Annotated in this window: 15 protein-coding genes; 11 read left to right on the top strand and 4 right to left on the bottom strand. The window is 73.9% G+C overall.

The window, feature by feature from the left end:
- The first annotated feature begins 30 nt into the window (after nucleotides 1-30).
- Entirely contained in the window at nucleotides 31-1071 is a 1041-nt protein-coding gene (gene ccsB / locus M3147_RS10835; RefSeq protein ID WP_251203632.1) for a c-type cytochrome biogenesis protein CcsB, read from the top strand.
- Nucleotides 1072-1272: 201 nt separating this feature from the next.
- Here ccsB and M3147_RS10840 read toward each other — a convergent pair whose 3' ends face one another.
- Nucleotides 1273-2502, bottom strand: coding sequence for an MFS transporter (locus tag M3147_RS10840; RefSeq protein WP_251203485.1), 1230 nt, complete (start codon nucleotides 2500-2502; stop codon nucleotides 1273-1275).
- A gap of 59 nt (nucleotides 2503-2561) precedes the next feature.
- On the opposite strand from M3147_RS10840, the gene M3147_RS10845 reads away from it, so the two are divergent.
- A complete protein-coding gene (locus M3147_RS10845) occupies nucleotides 2562-2924 on the top strand; it encodes a MerR family transcriptional regulator (RefSeq protein ID WP_251203486.1) in 363 nt (120 codons plus the stop codon).
- Here the strand turns inward: M3147_RS10845 and M3147_RS10850 are convergent.
- A complete protein-coding gene (locus M3147_RS10850; protein ID WP_251203487.1) occupies nucleotides 2914-3897 on the bottom strand; it encodes an o-succinylbenzoate synthase in 984 nt (327 codons plus the stop codon). The genes M3147_RS10845 and M3147_RS10850 overlap by 11 nt on opposite strands.
- A gap of 54 nt (nucleotides 3898-3951) precedes the next feature.
- Between M3147_RS10850 and M3147_RS10855 the strand changes: the two genes are divergently transcribed.
- Genes M3147_RS10855 through M3147_RS10865 form a run of 3 tightly spaced genes read left to right on the top strand, consistent with a single transcriptional unit; the run spans nucleotide 3952 to nucleotide 7143 of the window.
- Nucleotides 3952-4902 carry a 1,4-dihydroxy-2-naphthoyl-CoA synthase gene (locus tag M3147_RS10855; protein WP_251203488.1) on the top strand — a complete coding sequence of 317 codons (951 nt, stop codon included), beginning with the start codon at nucleotides 3952-3954 and terminating at the stop codon, nucleotides 4900-4902.
- Nucleotides 4903-4933: 31 nt separating this feature from the next.
- On the top strand, nucleotides 4934-6130 hold the full coding sequence (locus M3147_RS10860) for an AMP-binding protein (protein ID WP_251203489.1): 1197 nt from the start codon (nucleotides 4934-4936) through the stop codon (nucleotides 6128-6130).
- A gap of 23 nt (nucleotides 6131-6153) precedes the next feature.
- Nucleotides 6154-7143, top strand: coding sequence for a 1,4-dihydroxy-2-naphthoate polyprenyltransferase (locus M3147_RS10865; protein WP_251203490.1), 990 nt, complete (start codon nucleotides 6154-6156; stop codon nucleotides 7141-7143).
- A gap of 19 nt (nucleotides 7144-7162) precedes the next feature.
- Here the strand turns inward: M3147_RS10865 and M3147_RS10870 are convergent, their stop codons facing one another.
- Entirely contained in the window at nucleotides 7163-7480 is a 318-nt protein-coding gene (locus tag M3147_RS10870; protein ID WP_251203491.1) for a DUF4229 domain-containing protein, read from the bottom strand.
- 97 nt (nucleotides 7481-7577) lie between these two features.
- Here M3147_RS10870 and M3147_RS10875 point away from each other — a divergent pair, with 97 nt between their 5' ends.
- The 3 genes from M3147_RS10875 to M3147_RS10885 all read left to right on the top strand — a co-directional run bounded on the left by M3147_RS10875 (nucleotide 7578) and on the right by M3147_RS10885 (nucleotide 10921).
- A complete protein-coding gene (locus M3147_RS10875) occupies nucleotides 7578-8009 on the top strand; it encodes a PLD nuclease N-terminal domain-containing protein (protein ID WP_251203492.1) in 432 nt (143 codons plus the stop codon).
- Nucleotides 8002-9960 (top strand): 2-succinyl-5-enolpyruvyl-6-hydroxy-3-cyclohexene-1-carboxylic-acid synthase, encoded by a 1959-nt coding sequence (menD, locus tag M3147_RS10880; protein ID WP_251203493.1) that lies wholly within the window; start codon nucleotides 8002-8004, stop codon nucleotides 9958-9960. The genes M3147_RS10875 and menD overlap by 8 nt, the downstream gene beginning before the upstream one ends.
- A gap of 103 nt (nucleotides 9961-10063) precedes the next feature.
- A complete protein-coding gene (locus tag M3147_RS10885; RefSeq protein ID WP_251203494.1) occupies nucleotides 10064-10921 on the top strand; it encodes a polyphosphate kinase 2 family protein in 858 nt (285 codons plus the stop codon).
- Nucleotides 10922-10990: 69 nt separating this feature from the next.
- Here M3147_RS10885 and M3147_RS10890 read toward each other — a convergent pair whose 3' ends face one another.
- Complete coding sequence (locus M3147_RS10890; RefSeq protein ID WP_251203495.1) at nucleotides 10991-12292, bottom strand: isochorismate synthase; 1302 nt, start codon at nucleotides 12290-12292, stop codon at nucleotides 10991-10993.
- Nucleotides 12293-12384: 92 nt separating this feature from the next.
- Here M3147_RS10890 and M3147_RS10895 point away from each other — a divergent pair, with 92 nt between their 5' ends.
- The 3 genes from M3147_RS10895 (at nucleotide 12385) to M3147_RS10905 (ending at nucleotide 15780) form a co-directional block, all read left to right on the top strand.
- Nucleotides 12385-13167, top strand: a complete 783-nt coding sequence (locus M3147_RS10895; RefSeq protein ID WP_251203496.1) for a class I SAM-dependent methyltransferase — start codon at nucleotides 12385-12387, stop codon at nucleotides 13165-13167.
- A gap of 86 nt (nucleotides 13168-13253) precedes the next feature.
- The gene (locus M3147_RS10900) at nucleotides 13254-14375 is read left to right on the top strand and encodes a polyprenyl synthetase family protein (protein WP_251203497.1); all 1122 of its coding nucleotides are present in this window, start codon (nucleotides 13254-13256) and stop codon (nucleotides 14373-14375) included.
- A 25-nt stretch (nucleotides 14376-14400) separates the two neighbouring features.
- A complete protein-coding gene (locus tag M3147_RS10905) occupies nucleotides 14401-15780 on the top strand; it encodes an FAD-dependent oxidoreductase (RefSeq protein WP_308201064.1) in 1380 nt (459 codons plus the stop codon).
- Nucleotides 15781-15811: the final 31 nt, after the last annotated feature.

Below are 15811 nucleotides of genomic sequence, written 5' to 3' on the forward strand. Positions count from 1 at the left end.
GAAATCTCAGTGCTCAGCGTGTACTCGGCCATGGCCGTGTACGCCATCGCCTTCATCGCCTTCTCGATCGACCTGGCGAAGCGCGGGGCCGCCGCGGCCAGAGCGGCCGACGAACCCGGGCTGGTGACGGATGGCGCCGCCGAGCTGCCGGTCGCCGAGCGCGAGAGGGTCGGTGCGCTGCGGGTCGCCTCGGCGACCGCCGCCACGCCGAGGGCGTCCGGAGGCGCCGGAAGCGGCGAGACGCCGGGCCGCTCCTCGCGCTGGCGCAGCGCCACCGCCGACGGCGCGAGCGTCGCCTACGGTCGCTCGCCGGCGCTGCGCGTCGGCGTCGCGATGACGGTGCTCGCCTGGCTGCTCCACCTCACGGCGACCGTGCTCCGCGGCCTCGCCGCGGGCCGGGTGCCGTGGGCCAACATGTACGAGTTCGCCCTCACCGGCACGCTCATCATCACGACGGTCTTCCTCATCGTGCTCCTCGTCGCCAAGCACGATCTGCGCTTCCTCGGCACCTTCGTCAGCGGGCTCGTGCTCGTGCTGCTCGGTGCCGCGACCGTGAACTTCTACGTCTCGGTGGTCCCCCTGCCTCCGGCGCTGCAGTCGGCGTGGCTCGTCATCCACGTGTTCGTGGCGACGGCCTCGGTCGGCTTCTTCGCCCTGAGCTTCGCGCTCTCGGTGGTGCAGCTCATGCAGTCCCGCCGAGAGTCGCTCGTCGCCTCGGCGAAGGCGGCGAAGAAGTCGTTCCTCGCGACCCTGCCCGACTCGTCCACCCTGGAGAACCTCGCTTACCGGGTCACGATCGTCGGCTTCATCCTGTGGACCTTCACCTTGATGGCCGGCGCGATCTGGGCCGAGGCCGCATGGGGTCGCTACTGGGGCTGGGACACCAAGGAGGTGTGGACCTTCATCATCTGGGTGGTCTACGCCGGCTACATCCACGCCCGGGCGACGCGCGGCTGGCGTGGCTCGCGCTCGGCGTGGCTCGCGATCATCGGTTTCTCGACGGTGCTCTTCAACTTCACCGTGGTGAACCTGTTCTTCAAGGGCCTGCACGCCTACTCCGGCCTGCTCTGACCCGCCCTTCCGCCCTGCTCTGACGCGCCCCCGCCCCCGCCCCGCCCCGCCCCGCCCCCGCCCCGAGAGGGTCGTTTCGCGACATCCGGCCGGCCTCCTCGCCGTGCGGATGCCGGAATGCGACCCCCTCGAGGGTGAGGGGCGGCGGTCAGAGGGTGGGCGGCGGTGATCAGGCGGTTGGGCGGCGGTGAGCGGCGGTGATCAGGCGCGGGGCAGGCGGGCGAATGCGGTCCGCACGGCCGCCGCGATGAGGGTGGCGACCGCGACGAGCCCGAGCGCGAGCCAGGGCAGCGAGCCGACGCCGAGCGCGTCCAGCGCGACCCCGCCGAGGAGCGCGCCGACCGCGATCGAGCCGTTCCAGGTCGCGACCACCATCGACTGGGCGACGTCGGCGGCCTCGCCGGCGATCCGGGCGGGCGCGGCCTGCAGCAGCGTCGGCGCCCCGCCGTAGGCGAGGCCCCACAGCGCGATCGCGACGAGCACGACGACGGGCTGCGCTGCGGCGAGCCCGATCGCGACCATGGCGACGCCGAGCGCGGCCGCGGAGATCAGCACCATCGCGCGCAGATGCCGATCGACCAGGGCGCCCGCGGTGAGCACGCCCGCGACCGCGAAGCCGCCGAAGAGCAGCAGCGCGAGATCGAGGTGCGCGGCCACGCCGGAGGCCACGGTGAGCGGGGCGATGTACGTGTACGCGACGTTGTGCGCGAGCACGAACGCGGCGGTCGTCGCGAGCACGGCGGCGAGCCCGGGCAGCCGCAGCACCTGCCGGAGGCCGGGCCGCTCGGCGGCGCGCTCGCCGCGGAAGGCGGGCAGCGCCGCGGCGGCCCAGATCGCGAGGCCGGCGGCGAGGGCCGCCATCACGGCGAAGGCGGCCCGCCAGCCGAGCGCCGTACCGAGGCTCGTCGCGATCGGCAGTCCGAAGGCGAAGGCGAGCGGGGTGCCGACCATCGCGACGGACAGCGCCCGCCCCGAGTGGGCGGGCGGCACCATCCGCATCGCGTAGCCCGCGGCCATCGCCCAGAGGAGCCCGGCGAGCATGCCGCCGAGGATGCGCGCCACGAGGATCGTGAGGTAGTCGCCCGCGAGGGCGGTCGCCGCGTTCACGAGGATGAAGCCGGCGACGAGGGCGAGGAGCAGCGGCTTGCGCGGGATGCCCCGGGTGAGCGCCGTGAGCGGGATGGCGGTGACCGCGGTCGTCAGCGCGTACACGGCGACGAGCGAGCCGATCTGCGATTCGGAGACCCCGAGCTCGGCGCTCATGAGCGGCAGCAGGCCGGCCGGCATGATCTCGGTGACGACGCCGGTGAAGACGATCGCGGCGAGGGCGAGGAGTGCGTTGAACGGCAGTCGTCGGCTGGAGCGGGCGGATGCCGCGGCCGCGCGCCGCGGTTCGACGGCGGGGGTGGAGTCGGTGATCGGAGCGGTCATGTCGCCAGTCTGAAACCTTGACACTAGTGTGAAGGTCAAGCCGGATGAAGGAGGACGTCATGCGCATCGGCGAACTCGCGGACCGCACCGGGGTGTCGACCCGCCTGCTCCGCTACTACGAGGAGCAGGGGCTCGTCTCCTCGAGCCGCCAGTCGAACGGGTACCGCGACTACCCGGAGCCCGCCGTCGAGCGCGTGAACCAGGTGCGCGGGCTGATCGAGGCGGGCATCCCGACCGCCGTCATCCTCGACATGCTGCCCTGCCTCGCGAGCACCTCGGTGGTCGAGGCGCCGGTCATCGCGCAGGAGCTCGCCGAGACGCTCGCCGAGCGGCGTGCGCAACTCGAGCAGCGCATCGGCTGCCTCGCGCGGAACCGCGACGCGATCAGCGCCTACCTCGACCGCGCGACGATCACCGGTTGAGCTCCGCGAAGCAGCGCTCGAGCCGGGCGAGCCACCAGCTCGTGCGCTCGGCATCGGCCGCGTAGCGGTCGAGCAGCACCGGGTCGGGCACCACCCGACGCACCGGCACCGTGCCGTCCTCGGGTGCCAAGGGTTCGGCCGTGACATCCGCCGCCAGGAGCGAGGCGGTGCCGAGCCCGCAGTCGAACGGGAGCTCGGGGACCGCGGCGGCGAGGTGCGCGCCCATCGCGAGCCCGACGCTCGTGTCGAGCGCGCTCGACACGTTCACCGGCAGCCCCGCGCGCTCGACGATCTCGAGCGCCCGGCGGATGCCGCCGAGGGGCGCCGCCTTCACCACGAGGAGATCCGCCGCGCCCGCCTCGGCGACGGCGAGCGGGTCGGCCGCCCGGCGGACGCTCTCGTCGGCGGCGACGGGGATGCCGAGGTACGCGGTGCGCTCGCGGATCTCGGCGAGCTCCTCGACCGTGGCGCACGGCTGCTCGAGGTACTCGAGGTCGAACTCCGCGAGCGCGTGCACCGCGCGCTCGGCCTCGTCGACCGTCCATCCGCCGTTCGCATCGAGCCGGACCCGGCCCTCGGGGCCCAGCGCCCGGCGCACGGCCGCGACGCGCGCGACGTCCTGCGCGAGCGTCTGGTCGGCCGCCGCGACCTTCACCTTCGCCGTGCGGCAGCCGGGGAAGCGGGCGAGCACGGCCGGCACGCTGTCGGGGTCGACGGCGGGCACGGTCGCGTTCACCGGCATGCGGTCGCGCAGCGGCGCCGGCGGCGTCGTCCACCCGAAGTCGATCGCGGCGGCGAGCCAGACGGCGGCCTCCTCGTCGCCGTACTCGGCGAAGGGGCTGAACTCGGTCCACCCCTCCGGGCCCTCGAGGAGCAGCGCCTCGCGCACGTCGATGCCGCGGAAGCGGGTCACGAGCGGCAGGGCGACGACGCGGGCGGTGGCGAGGAGCTCATGCAGCGACGGCTGGACCATGCGCCCAGTCTCCCGCACCCCGGCGGGGCCCGCAGCGGGAATAGGCTGGGAGTCATGAGCGCCGAGGTGTCCGAGCTGTTCGATCCGAGCGAATGGGTGGATGCCGCACCCGCCCTCGCGGGCCCCGACGGCTTCACCGATCTCACGTACCACCACTCGAAGGACGGCCGCATCGCCCGGGTCGCCTTCGACCGCCCCGAGGTGCGCAACGCCTTCCGGCCGCACACCGTCGACGAGCTGTACCGCGCCCTCGAGGACGCCCGCACGAACCCGCGCATCGGCGTCGTGCTGCTCACGGGCAACGGGCCGAGCGCGAAGGACGGCGGCTGGGCGTTCTGCTCCGGCGGCGACCAGCGCATCCGCGGCCGCGACGGCTACAAGTACTCCGACGCCGAGACCGCGATCGTCGACGGCGCAGGCGGCACCGCCGACCCGCACGGGCACGCGGCCGTCGGGCGCCTGCACATCCTCGAGGTGCAGCGGCTCATCCGCTTCATGCCGAAGGTCGTCGTCGCCGTGGTCCCGGGCTGGGCGGCGGGCGGCGGGCACTCCCTGCACGTGGTCTGCGACCTGACGATCGCGAGCCGCGAGCACGGCCGCTTCAAGCAGACGGATGCCGACGTCGGCTCCTTCGACGCGGGCTACGGCTCCGCCTACTTCGCCCGCCAGATCGGGCAGAAGTTCGCCCGCGAGGTGTTCTTCCTCGCCGAGGAGTACTCGGCCGAGCGCGCATACGAGATGGGCGCGGTCAACCGGGTCGTGCCGCACGCCGAGCTCGAACGCGAGGCGATCGCCATGGCGCGCACGATCCTCACCAAGTCGCCGACGGCGATCCGCATGCTGAAGTTCGCCTTCAACGCCGTCGACGACGGCATGGTCGGTCAGCAGGTCTTCGCGGGCGAGGCGACGCGACTCGCCTACGGCACCGACGAGGCCGTCGAGGGCCGCGACGCATTCCTCGAGAAGCGCGCGCCCGACTGGGGGCCGTACCCGTGGCACTTCTGAGCCGCCGCGCCCCGGCAACAGGGCCCGTCCGGTGAAACCGCTGCAGCGGGTTCCCTCGGGCGAGCTTCCGCGGCTGCGCGCGGCGCTCGCCGCGGCGCTCGACGGCGGGCCGGCGATCTGGCCGGTGCCGGATGCCGCGGCGGCCGGTGGGGCCGAGGAGGCATCCGCCCTCGCCCCCGCGCTCCGCGAGGTGGCCGACGATATCGCGCTCGTCGTCGAGACGAGCGGCTCGACCGCGGCGCCGAAACGGGTCGCCCTCGGTGCCGACGCGCTCGTCGCGAGCGCGGAGGCCACGCACGACGCGCTCGGCGGTCAGGGGCAGTGGCTGCTCGCCCTGCCCGGCCACTACATCGCCGGCGCACAGGTGCTCGTGCGCTCGCACCTCGCCGGGCTCGACCCCGTGCCCGTGCCGGACGGGCCGTTCACCGCGGCGGGCTTCGCGGCCGCCGCCGCGACGATGCTGTCCGAGGTGCCGCACTACGCCTCCCTCGTGCCCGTGCAGCTCGCCCGGCTCGTCGAGGGCGCCGACCGGGACCCCTTCGTGGCCGCCGCGCTGCGCTCCTTCGACGCCGTGCTCGTCGGCGGGCAGGCGCTCGGCGCCGACCTCGCCGAACGGGCCGAGGCGCTCGGCGCGAGGATCGTGCGCACCTACGGCTCCAGCGAGACGGCGGGCGGATGCGTCTACGACGGCCGGCCGCTCGACGGGGTCCGACTGCGCGTCGTCGACGGCGAGGTGCAGCTCGGTGGGCCCACGCTCGCGAGCGGCTACCTCGGCGACCCCGAGCGCACCGCCCGTGCCTTCCTCACCGAGCGCGGCACCCGCTGGTACCGCACGGGCGACCTGGGGGAGCTCGGCGACGACGGGCGGCTCCGCATCCGCGGCCGCGCGGACGACGTGATCGTCTCGGGCGGCGTGAAGGTCGCGCTCGGCGAGGTCGAGCGCGCGGTGCGCGGGCTCCCCGGGTTCGCGGAGGCCGTCGTGGTCGGGGTGCCCGACGCCGACTGGGGCGAGCGGCCCGGCGTCGCCGTCGGGGCGGCCGCGTTCGCCGGACTCGGTGACGACGCCGTCCAGCTGCAGCTCGCGGCGCTCGCGAGCGCGACGGATGCCGCGGGGCTGCCGCCCGCCGGCCGGCCGGTGCGGCTCGCCGCGCTGCAGGCGATCCCCCGGCTCGACTCCGGAAAGCCCGACCGTCGGGCCGTCGCCGCGCTCCTCGCTGCCGGGGCATAGCGTGCGGAACTAGGCTGAACGCCGTGGTACGCCAGAAGCCCAAGCGCCCCGACCCCGCCGCCCGCCGCACGAAGGCCCCCGGCCGGAGCGGCCATCCCGCCCGCGCCGCCCAGGGCGCCGCCGTCTCGCGCGGGCCGGCCACGGTCGGCGACTGGATCTCCGGCGCCCGCCTGCGCACCCTGCCCCTCGCGATCGCCCCGGTCGCGCTCGGCACGGGGGCGGGCGTCGTGGCCATCGCCGACGGGCCGTGGCATCCGACCCGCGCCGTGCTCGCGCTCATCGTCGCGCTCGCGCTGCAGATCGGCGTGAACTACGCGAACGACTACTCCGACGGCATCCGTGGCACCGACGACCACCGGGTGGGACCGGCGCGCCTCACCGGCTCTGGGCTCGCGAAACCGAAGCACGTGCTCGCGGTCGCGCTGTCGTTCCTCGGCATCGCGGCGCTCGCGGGCCTCGCGCTCGTCGTCATCACCCAGCAGTGGTGGCTGCTCGCCGTCGGCGCCGCCGCGATCGTGGCCGCCTGGTTCTACACCGGCGGCAAGCGGCCGTACGGCTACGCGGGGCTCGGCGAGCTCTTCGTGTTCGTCTTCTTCGGCCTCGTCGCGACGGCCGGCTCGGCGTTCGTGCAGGCGCTCGATGTGAACCTCGAGGCCTGGTCGGGCGGCGTCGGCGCGGGCCTGCTCGCCTGCGCCGTGCTCATGGCGAACAACCTGCGCGACGTCGACCAGGACCGCGCCTCCGGCAAGCGCACCCTCGCGGTGCTCGTGGGCGCCCCGATCGGCCGTGCGCTGTTCTGCGTGTTCATGCTCGTGCCGTTCGGGATCGCCGCGTTCTGGGCGCTGCTCTATCCGACGGCGTGGCTCGTGCTGTTCGCCCTGCTCGCGGCCCTGCCGGCGTGCGTCATCGTCGTCACGGCGCGCACCGCGAGGGAACTGCTCATCGCGCTGCAGCTCGCGAGCCTCACGGCGCTCGTCTACGGCGTCGGGCTCGGGCTCGTCTTCGCGTTCTGAACGGTGAGCCCCGCCGGCGCTACTCGGTGCGCTTCGGCGCGGACGCGTCGGCCGGGCGGGCGGATGCGTCCTGCTCGACGGCCTCGACGGCCGCGTCCTCCACGGCGTCGTCGTCGCGGACGAGGGGCTGCTCGCGGTGCCGGGCGGCGTAGAGGTCGCCCGAGAGGGCCTCGCGCGGCTTGCGCAGCAACAGGAGCGACGCGCTCAGCCCGAACACCGCCGCGACGAGGGTCGAGACCCACACGTTCACGTTCGCGATGAGCAGCACGGCGAGCGGCACCGCGAAGAGCAGGATGCGCAGCGCGGTGTACCAGATCCAGACGGGCACCGATTTCACCCTGTCAGTGTAGGCGCGGCGGCTGAGCGCGGGCTGCGGGCGAGCATGCCCCGCGGTCTCCCAGCCTGCCGTGATCTGGCGCGCCTAGACTGGGGGCATGCCGAGGCTCGCTGTCATCGTCGTGGCAGCCGCGATCGTCTTCTGGATCTACACGATCGTCGATTGCGCGCTGTTCGATCGGCTGCGCGTGCGCGGCCTCCGCAAGGGCTGGTGGGTCGCCCTCGTGATCCTCGTGCCGGTCGTCGGCGGCGTGCTCTGGTTCCTGATCGGGCGGGGCCGCCGCAACCGCAGCGGACGTTCGCTCGCACCGGACGACGACCCCGAGTTCCTCAGCCGACTCGGCTCCGACGCCGTGCAGGAAGAGCGCATCCGCCGCCTCGAGCAGGAACTCGCCGAGCTCGACGAGGAGCCCGGCTCGACCGACGACGGGCACGACTCCGGCGCCGGCCACCCGAGCCGCGGCGACCGCGGCCCGCATGACCCGGAGGGCCCGAGCGACCCCGGCCAGCCCGGTCGACCGCATGACTGACCCGGATGCCGCGGGCGGTGCGCCCGAGGCATCCGGACCCCGGCGGAGCCCAGCGAGCGACTTCGCGGTCGCGCTGCTCGCCGAACTCGAACGGCTCGGCGTCACGGACGTCGTCGTGGCGCCGGGTTCGCGGTCCCAGGCTCTCGCGCTCGCCGCCGCCGAGTTCGAGCGCGCGGGCCGGCTGCGACTGCACGTGCGCATCGACGAGCGCAGCGCGGGCTTCCTCGCGCTCGGGCTCGGCGTGGAGACGGGGCATCCGGCCGCGGTCGTCGCGACCTCCGGCACGGCGATCGCGAACCTGCACCCCGCGGTGCTCGAGGCGCACCACGCGGGCGTGCCGCTCCTCGTGCTCGCCGCCGACCGGCCGGCGGAGCTCCGGGGCATCCGCTCCAACCAGACCACCATGCAGCCCGGCATCTTCGCCGGAGCGGTGCGGCTCGAGCGCGACGTCTCGGCCCCGGAGGGCGCCGCGGGAGAACCGGATGCCGCGGCCGAGCTCGCCCGGCTCGCCGTCGCCGCGGCGGAGGGGCGGGACCCCTCGGGCGATCCGGTGCCGCATCCGGGCCCGGGCCCGGTGCTGCTGAACCTGCAGCTGCGCGAGCCGTTGTCCGCCCCCACCGGGCTGCCGCCCCGAGCCGAGACGAGCCGCACGGCCGACTCCGTCACGCCGCCCGGCGACCGCGCGGCGCAGCCCAGCCACGCCGGACTGCTCGCCCGCGGCCCCCGCACCGTGGTGGTCGCGGGAGCCGGAGCCGGCCCCGCCGCCGAAGCCCTCGCCCGCGCGGGCGGCTGGCCGCTCCTGGCCGAGATCACGAGCGGTGCCCGCTTCGGGCCGAACCTCGTGCCCGCGTACCGCGAGGTGCTGGCCGAGCCCGGCCTCGGCGATGCGGTCGAGCGAGTGATCGTCTTCGGGCACCCGACCCTCTCCCGCGAGGTGCCCGCGCTCGTGCAGCGAGACGGCGTCGAGACCGTCGTCGTCGCGCCGAGCGGCGTCGAGTGGTTCAACCCGGGGCACCGGGCCGACCGCTTCGAGCGCGCCGTCCACGTCGAACCGGGCGCCCCCGTCGAGGGCGAGCGCGCCTGGCTCGGCCGCTGGCTGCAAGCGGGCCGCGCGCTGGCCGCCGAGAGTGCCCCCGCCGAGCCGGTCGCCGTGCGCAGCGGCGTCGACGAGACCGGGCACGTCACCGACTTCGCCGCGCAGCGCGCGTTCCTCGACGCCCAGCTCGGTCGCATGCGCGAACCGATCGGCCGGCGCCTGCTCGCCGAATCGGTGTGGGCGGTGAGCTGGCCGCACGACCGGCTCGTCCTCGGCGCATCCCGGCTGATCCGCGACGCCGACCGCGTCGTGCCCGGCCGGCGCATCCACGCCCACGCCAACCGCGGTCTCTCCGGCATCGACGGCACCGTCGCGACGGCGCTCGGGATCGCGCTCGCGAGTCAGCAGCCGGCGGGAGCCGGTGCCGAGGAGGCATCCGCGGCCCCGGCCGTGCGCGACACGTTCGACCCCGCGGGAGGCGGCGACCTCGCCGCGATGCTCGCCCGCGCCGCCGAGGTCGAACAGCAGCTCGCCGCGGCGAAAGCCGGCCTCGCCGCACAGGAGGCCCGCGCGCGCGCCGAGTCGAGCGTGACCCGGGTGGTCCTCGGCGACCTCACCCTGCTGCACGACGTCGGCTCACTGCTGCTCGGCGCGGGCGAGACGCGTCCGAGGATCCTCGTCGTCGTCGGCAACGACGGCGGCGGCACGATCTTCGACTCGCTCGAGGTCGCGGGATCCGCCCCGGCGGAGGCGTTCGACCGGGTGCAGTACACCCCGCAGTCGGTCGACCTCGAGGCGCTCGCCCGGGCCTACGGCTGGCGCTACCGTCGCGCCGCGATGCGTTCGGAGCTCGAGGCCGCGCTCGCCGAGGCCGTGACCGAGCCGACGATCCTCGAGGTCCCGCTCAGCCGCTGAGCCCGGCGGCCACCGGGGGCGGGGGACTGGCCCGCCCGGCCCGCTCGCGTCATGATGGAGGCCACGCGGCATCCGCCGTGGAAGCGTCACGAGGGGAAGCCGCATGGATCGCGAATCGTTCTGGACGGCGGATCCCGTCGAGCTGCTCCGCGTCGGGCCCGGCTTCCGCCTCGCCGACGCCGACACGGATGCGCATCCCGGCTTCGACGGCGACAAGGCCGCGGGGCAGGCCGCGCTCGCCGAGGGGGCTGCCGTGCTGAACCGGCTGCAGGAGCAGCTCTTCGCGAACAACGTCGTGAACGGCGACGAGCGGCGGGTGCTGCTCGTGCTGCAGGCGATGGACTCCGCGGGCAAGGGCGGCATCGTGAATCACGTGATGGGCGCCGTGGATCCGCAGGGCGTGCAGCTCGCCGCGTTCAAGAAGCCGACCGCCGAGGAGCTGGAGCACGACTTCCTCTGGCGCATCCACAAGCAGGTGCCCGCGGCCGGCAAGATCGGCGTGTTCGACCGCTCGCACTACGAGGACGTGCTCATCGGGCGGGTGCGGGAGCTCGCGCCGCCCGAGGAGATCGAGCGGCGCTACGGCGCGATCAACGACTTCGAGGAGGAGCTCGCCAGCACCGGGACCTCGATCGTGAAGGTCATGCTGCACCTCTCGAAGGACGAGCAGCGCGCGCGTCTCGCCGACCGGCTGGCCCGGCCCGACAAGCACTGGAAGTTCAATCCGGGCGACATCGACGAGCGAGCCCGCTGGGACGACTACCAGGCGGCGTACCAGCTCGTCTTCGAGCGCACGGCGACGGCGGATGCCCCGTGGTTCGTCGTCCCCGCCGACCGCAAGTGGTACGCCAGGCTCGCCGTGCAGCACCTCGTGATCGACGTGCTCGAACGGATGGCGCTCGAGTGGCCGAAGGCCGACTACGACGTCGCGGAGCAGCAGCGCCGGCTCGCGGCATCCTGACCGCGGGTCCTCGAACCACTCGACTTGCCCGACTTTCATGAAAGTTGGGCAAGTCGAGAAGGTGGACGGTCAGCCGCCGAAGGCCTCGACGATGGGCCGGAACTTCATCTCGGTCTCGGCGAGTTCCTCGGTCGGCACCGAGTCGTGCACGATGCCGCAGCCCGCGTACGCCGTGACCGTGCCGTCGCCGTCGACCTGCGCGCAGCGCAGCGCGATCGCCCACTCGCCGTCGCCCTCACCGTCGACCCAGCCGACGGGCCCGGCGTAGCGTCCGCGGTCGAAGCCCTCGAGCTCGGCGAGGGTGTCGAGCGCGATCCGCCGGGGCGTGCCCGCGACCGCGGCCGTCGGATGCACCGCCCGCACGAGGTCGAGCGAGGTCGACCCGTCGCCGAGGGTTCCCTTGAGGTCGGTCGCGAGGTGCCAGAGGTTCGGCAGCTGCAGCGTGAACGGCTCCGGGCTCGAGTCGAGGCGGCGGGTGTGCGGGGCGAGGCGCTGCACGGCGCTCGCGACGGCGAGGGCGTGCTCGGCGAGGTTCTTCTCGCTCGCGGCGAGCTGGGCGGCGTGGTCGCGGTCGGATGCCTCGCCGGCGCCCCGCGGGGCGGTCCCCGCGAGCACGCGTGCGGAGACGGTGCCGTGGTCGACGCGGACGAGCGTCTCGGGGCTCGCGCCGATGAGCCCGTCGACGGCGAACACCCAGGTGTCGGGATAGTCCTCGGCGAGTCGGTTGATGGTGGCGCGGAGGCCGGCGTCCTCGTCGAGCTGCCCGATGAGATCGCGGGCGAGCACGACCTTCTCGAGCTCGCCGGCGTCGATGCGGCGCACCGCTTCGGCGACGGCCGTCTCGTAGTCGTCCGGCGTCAGCCGGCCGGGCTGGAACGCGACGCGCGGCACCCGGCGCTTCGGCGCGGGCACCGGCAGGAGCGCGGATGCCTCGTCGCCTCCGGCCGCGGCGAGCGCCCGCCCGTCGGCGGAGTCGGCGAGGGCGATGCGGGTGATCCAGGAGCGGCCGTCGCGGCGGCCGAGGATGAGCTCGGGCACGATCAGCACGCTCGTCGCGGCCGAGTGCGCGGCGAACGCGAAGGCGCCGAAGGCGACGAGGCCGGTGCCGGGCAGGCCGACCCGGTCGTCGAGGTCGGCGGCGGCGGCGATCGAGGTCCAGGCGGCCGCGGCATCCTCGATCCGGTGCTCGCCCGAGGTCTCGATGCGGAGCACCTCGCCGAGCCCGACGACGCCCTCACCGCGCCGTAACCAGACGAGCGGGTTGCGAGGGTCGGTGCGGGGGATCAGCGGCTCGGTCTCGTCGACCGCGACCGTGCGAACGATGAGCCGCGAGCCCGCGGGGGCGGGGGAGGCGGCGGCATTCTGGCTCACCGCCCCAGCCTACGCCCGCCCTCGCCGGGCCTGCCGCCCGCCGCCGCGGGGCCTGCCGCTGGAGACTCAGGCACCGGCCGTAGACTCGGGGGATGACCCGCGCAGACCTCGGCAAGAACCCGGAGCAGGTGTCGGCCATGTTCGACCGGGTGGCGGCGAACTACGACCGCACCAACACCCTGCTCTCGGTGGGCAACGCCCCCCTCTGGCGCGTCGCCACGACCCGGGCGGTCGACCCGAAGCCGGGTGAGCGCATCCTCGACATCGCCGCGGGCACCGGCACCTCGAGCGCGAGTCTCGCCCGCAGCGGCGCCTCCGTGGTCGCCGCCGACTTCTCGCCCGGCATGATCGAGGTCGGCCGCCGTCGTCAGGCGCACGTGCAGAACCTCGTCTTCGTCGAGGCCGACGCCATGCACCTGCCGTTCGACGACGACGAGTTCGACGCCGTCACAATCTCCTTCGGCCTGCGTAACGTCAGCGACCCGAAGCAGGCGATCCGCGAGTTCCTCCGGGTGACGAAGCCGGGCGGCCGGCTCGTCATCTGCGAGTTCTCGCACCCGCAGGCCTCGCTCGTGCGGGCCGGCTACGGCGCCTATCAGCGCTGGGTCATGCCGCCGCTGGTCAAGCTCTCGAGCTCGAACGACACCGCGTACGAATACCTGAACGAGTCGATCAACGCGTGGCCCGTGCAGTCGGAGCTCGCGGGATGGCTGCGCGAGGCCGGCTGGCGTGAGGTGGCCTGGCGCAATCTGACCCTCGGTGTCGTCGCTCTGCACCGTGCGCGCAAGCCCCTCGCGGCGTCGAGCGAGCCCCGCCCCGCCGAGCAGACCGCCGCCGAGCAGACCGCCGGCGAGCACGACGCCGCCGGCGAGTAGGGCTCGCCGCCCGGGCGATGTGCCCGGCCCACCTTCGCCACGGGCGATAGCCGAGCGGGCTTCGCCGCACAGGTAGGCTGGACAGCGTGAAATCGAGCCTCCAGGGCGCGCGTCGCGGGTCCTCCCTCGCCGCCAACCTCGGTCTGAGCGAGCGTGTCTTCGCGTCCGCGGCCGATCGAGCGATGGCCCGGGCCATCGACGACGGACTCGACCGGGTCGAGGCCGGGCTCGTCGACGAGGTGCGCTTCACCGCACCGGTGGCGGATGCCTCGACGCGCTACCTGCTCGAGGCCGGCGGCAAGCGGGTGCGCCCGATGCTGACCCTGCTCGCGGCCCAGCTCGGCGAGGGGGTGACCGACGAGGTCGTCATCGCGGCCGAGGCCATCGAGATCACGCACCTCGCGAGCCTGTACCACGACGACGTCATGGACGAGTCCGACCGTCGCCGCGGGGTGCCCAGCGCGCACGCGGTGTGGGGCAACTCGATCGCGATCCTCACCGGCGACCTGCTCTTCGCGCGGGCGAGCCAGCTCATGGCCCGGCTCGGCGAGCGGGCGATCCGCATGCAGGCCGACACCTTCGAGCGGCTCGTGCTCGGGCAGCTGCACGAGACCGTGGGCCCGCAGCCGGGCGACGACCCGGTGGCGCACTACATCCAGGTGCTGGCCGACAAGACCGGGTCGCTCATCGCCGCGGCCGCGCAGTCGGGCGTGATCTTCTCCAATGCCGACCCGGCGCTCGAGGCGCCGCTCGTGGAGTTCGGCGAGAAGATCGGCGTCGCGTTCCAGCTCATCGACGACGTCATCGACCTGTCGCCGCGCCCCGCCGAGACCGGCAAGGTGCCGGGCACCGACCTGCGCGCCGGGGTCGTCACCCTGCCGCTGCTGCGCCTCCGGGAGCTCGCCAAGCATGATGCCGACGCGGCATCCCTGCTGGTGCGCATCGAGCGCGATGTGCTCCCCGTCCCCGCCGACGCCGTGGGCGACCCGCTCGACACCAACACGCAGGCCGCGAGGATCGTGCCGTCGAAGGAGACGGTCGACGCCATCGTGGCGGAGCTGCGTGAGCACGAGGCCACCAGGGTGACGCTCGCCGAGGCGCACCGCTGGGCGGACGAGGCGGTCGCCGCGCTCGCGCCCCTGCCAGAGGGCAGTGTGAAGAAGGCGCTGACGCGATTCGCCGAGACCATCGTGGAGCGCTCGAGCTGAGCTCGGGCGAGAGGAGAACGAACACGTGACGAGGAACAAGCTGCGCCTGGCGATCGTCGGAGCAGGCCCCGCCGGCATCTACGCCGCGGACATCATGCTGAAAGCCGAGCGCAACTTCGACGTCTCGATCGACCTGTTCGACCACCTGCCGGCGCCCTACGGCCTGGTCCGGTACGGCGTCGCCCCCGACCACCCCCGCATCAAGGGCATCATCACGGCGCTCCGCGAGGTGCTCGACCGCGGCGACATCCGCATCTTCGGCAACGTCCGCTTCGGCAGGGACCTCACCCTCGACGACCTGAAGCAGCACTACCACGCGGTCATCTTCGCCACCGGCGCGGTGCGCGACGCCCCGCTGCACATCCCGGGCGTCGAGCTCGAGGGCTCGTACGGCGCGGCCGATTTCGTGAGCTGGTTCGACGGGCACCCCGACGTGCCCCGCACCTGGCCGCTCGACGCGAAGCAGGTCGCCGTCATCGGCAACGGCAACGTCGCGCTCGACAGCGCCCGCATCCTCGCGAAGCACGTGGAAGACCTCATGGTGACGGAGATCCCGGCGAACGTCGCCGAGGGGCTCGCCGCCTCGCCCGTGACCGATGTGCACGTGTTCGGGCGCCGCGGCCCGACCTCGGTGAAGTTCACGCCCCTCGAGCTGCGCGAGCTCGGCGAGCTGCGCGACGTCGACATGATCGTGTACGACGAGGACTTCGACTACGACGACGCCGCGAAGGCGGCCGTGTCGGGCAACAAGCAGGTCTTCGTCATCGACAAGGTGCTGCAGCAGTGGCGCCAGCGCCCGGTCGGGCAGGCGTCGCGCCGCCTGCACCTGCACTTCTTCTCGAAGCCGCTCGAGTTCGTCGACGACGGCACGGGCCGGGTCGGCGCGATCCGGTACGAGCGCACGAAGTCCGACGGGGCGGGCGGCGTCGTCGGCACCGGCGAGATCCGCGAGCTGCCGGTGCAGGCCGTGTACCGCGCGGTCGGCTACTTCGGTTCGCCGCTGCCGGGTGTGCCGTTCGACGAGAAGTTCGGCGTGATCCCGAACCACGAGGGCCAGGTGCTCACTCGTGACGAGGAGACCGGCGAGGCGCGCCAGCTCTACGGCGTCTACGCGACCGGCTGGATCAAGCGCGGGCCGGTGGGCCTCATCGGGCACACGAAGTCCGACGCGATGGAGACGGTGAAGCACGTCATCAACGACCTCGGCAACTGGTGGCAGCCGGAGCACCCCGAGGAGGAGGCGATCGTCGAGCTGCTCGAGTCGCGGGACATCCGCTGGACCGACCTCGACGGCTGGCACCGCCTCGACGAGCACGAGCTCGCACTGGGCGAGGCCGAGGGGCGCGTGCGCATCAAGGTCGTGCCCCGCGACGAGATGGTCGACCTCTCCCGCGGCGAGGTGTAGCCGTCCGATCCGCGCGTCGGGGTGACGCTGT

This window comes from Agromyces mediolanus, assembly GCF_023715325.1.
Classification (GTDB): domain Bacteria; phylum Actinomycetota; class Actinomycetes; order Actinomycetales; family Microbacteriaceae; genus Agromyces; species Agromyces mediolanus_A.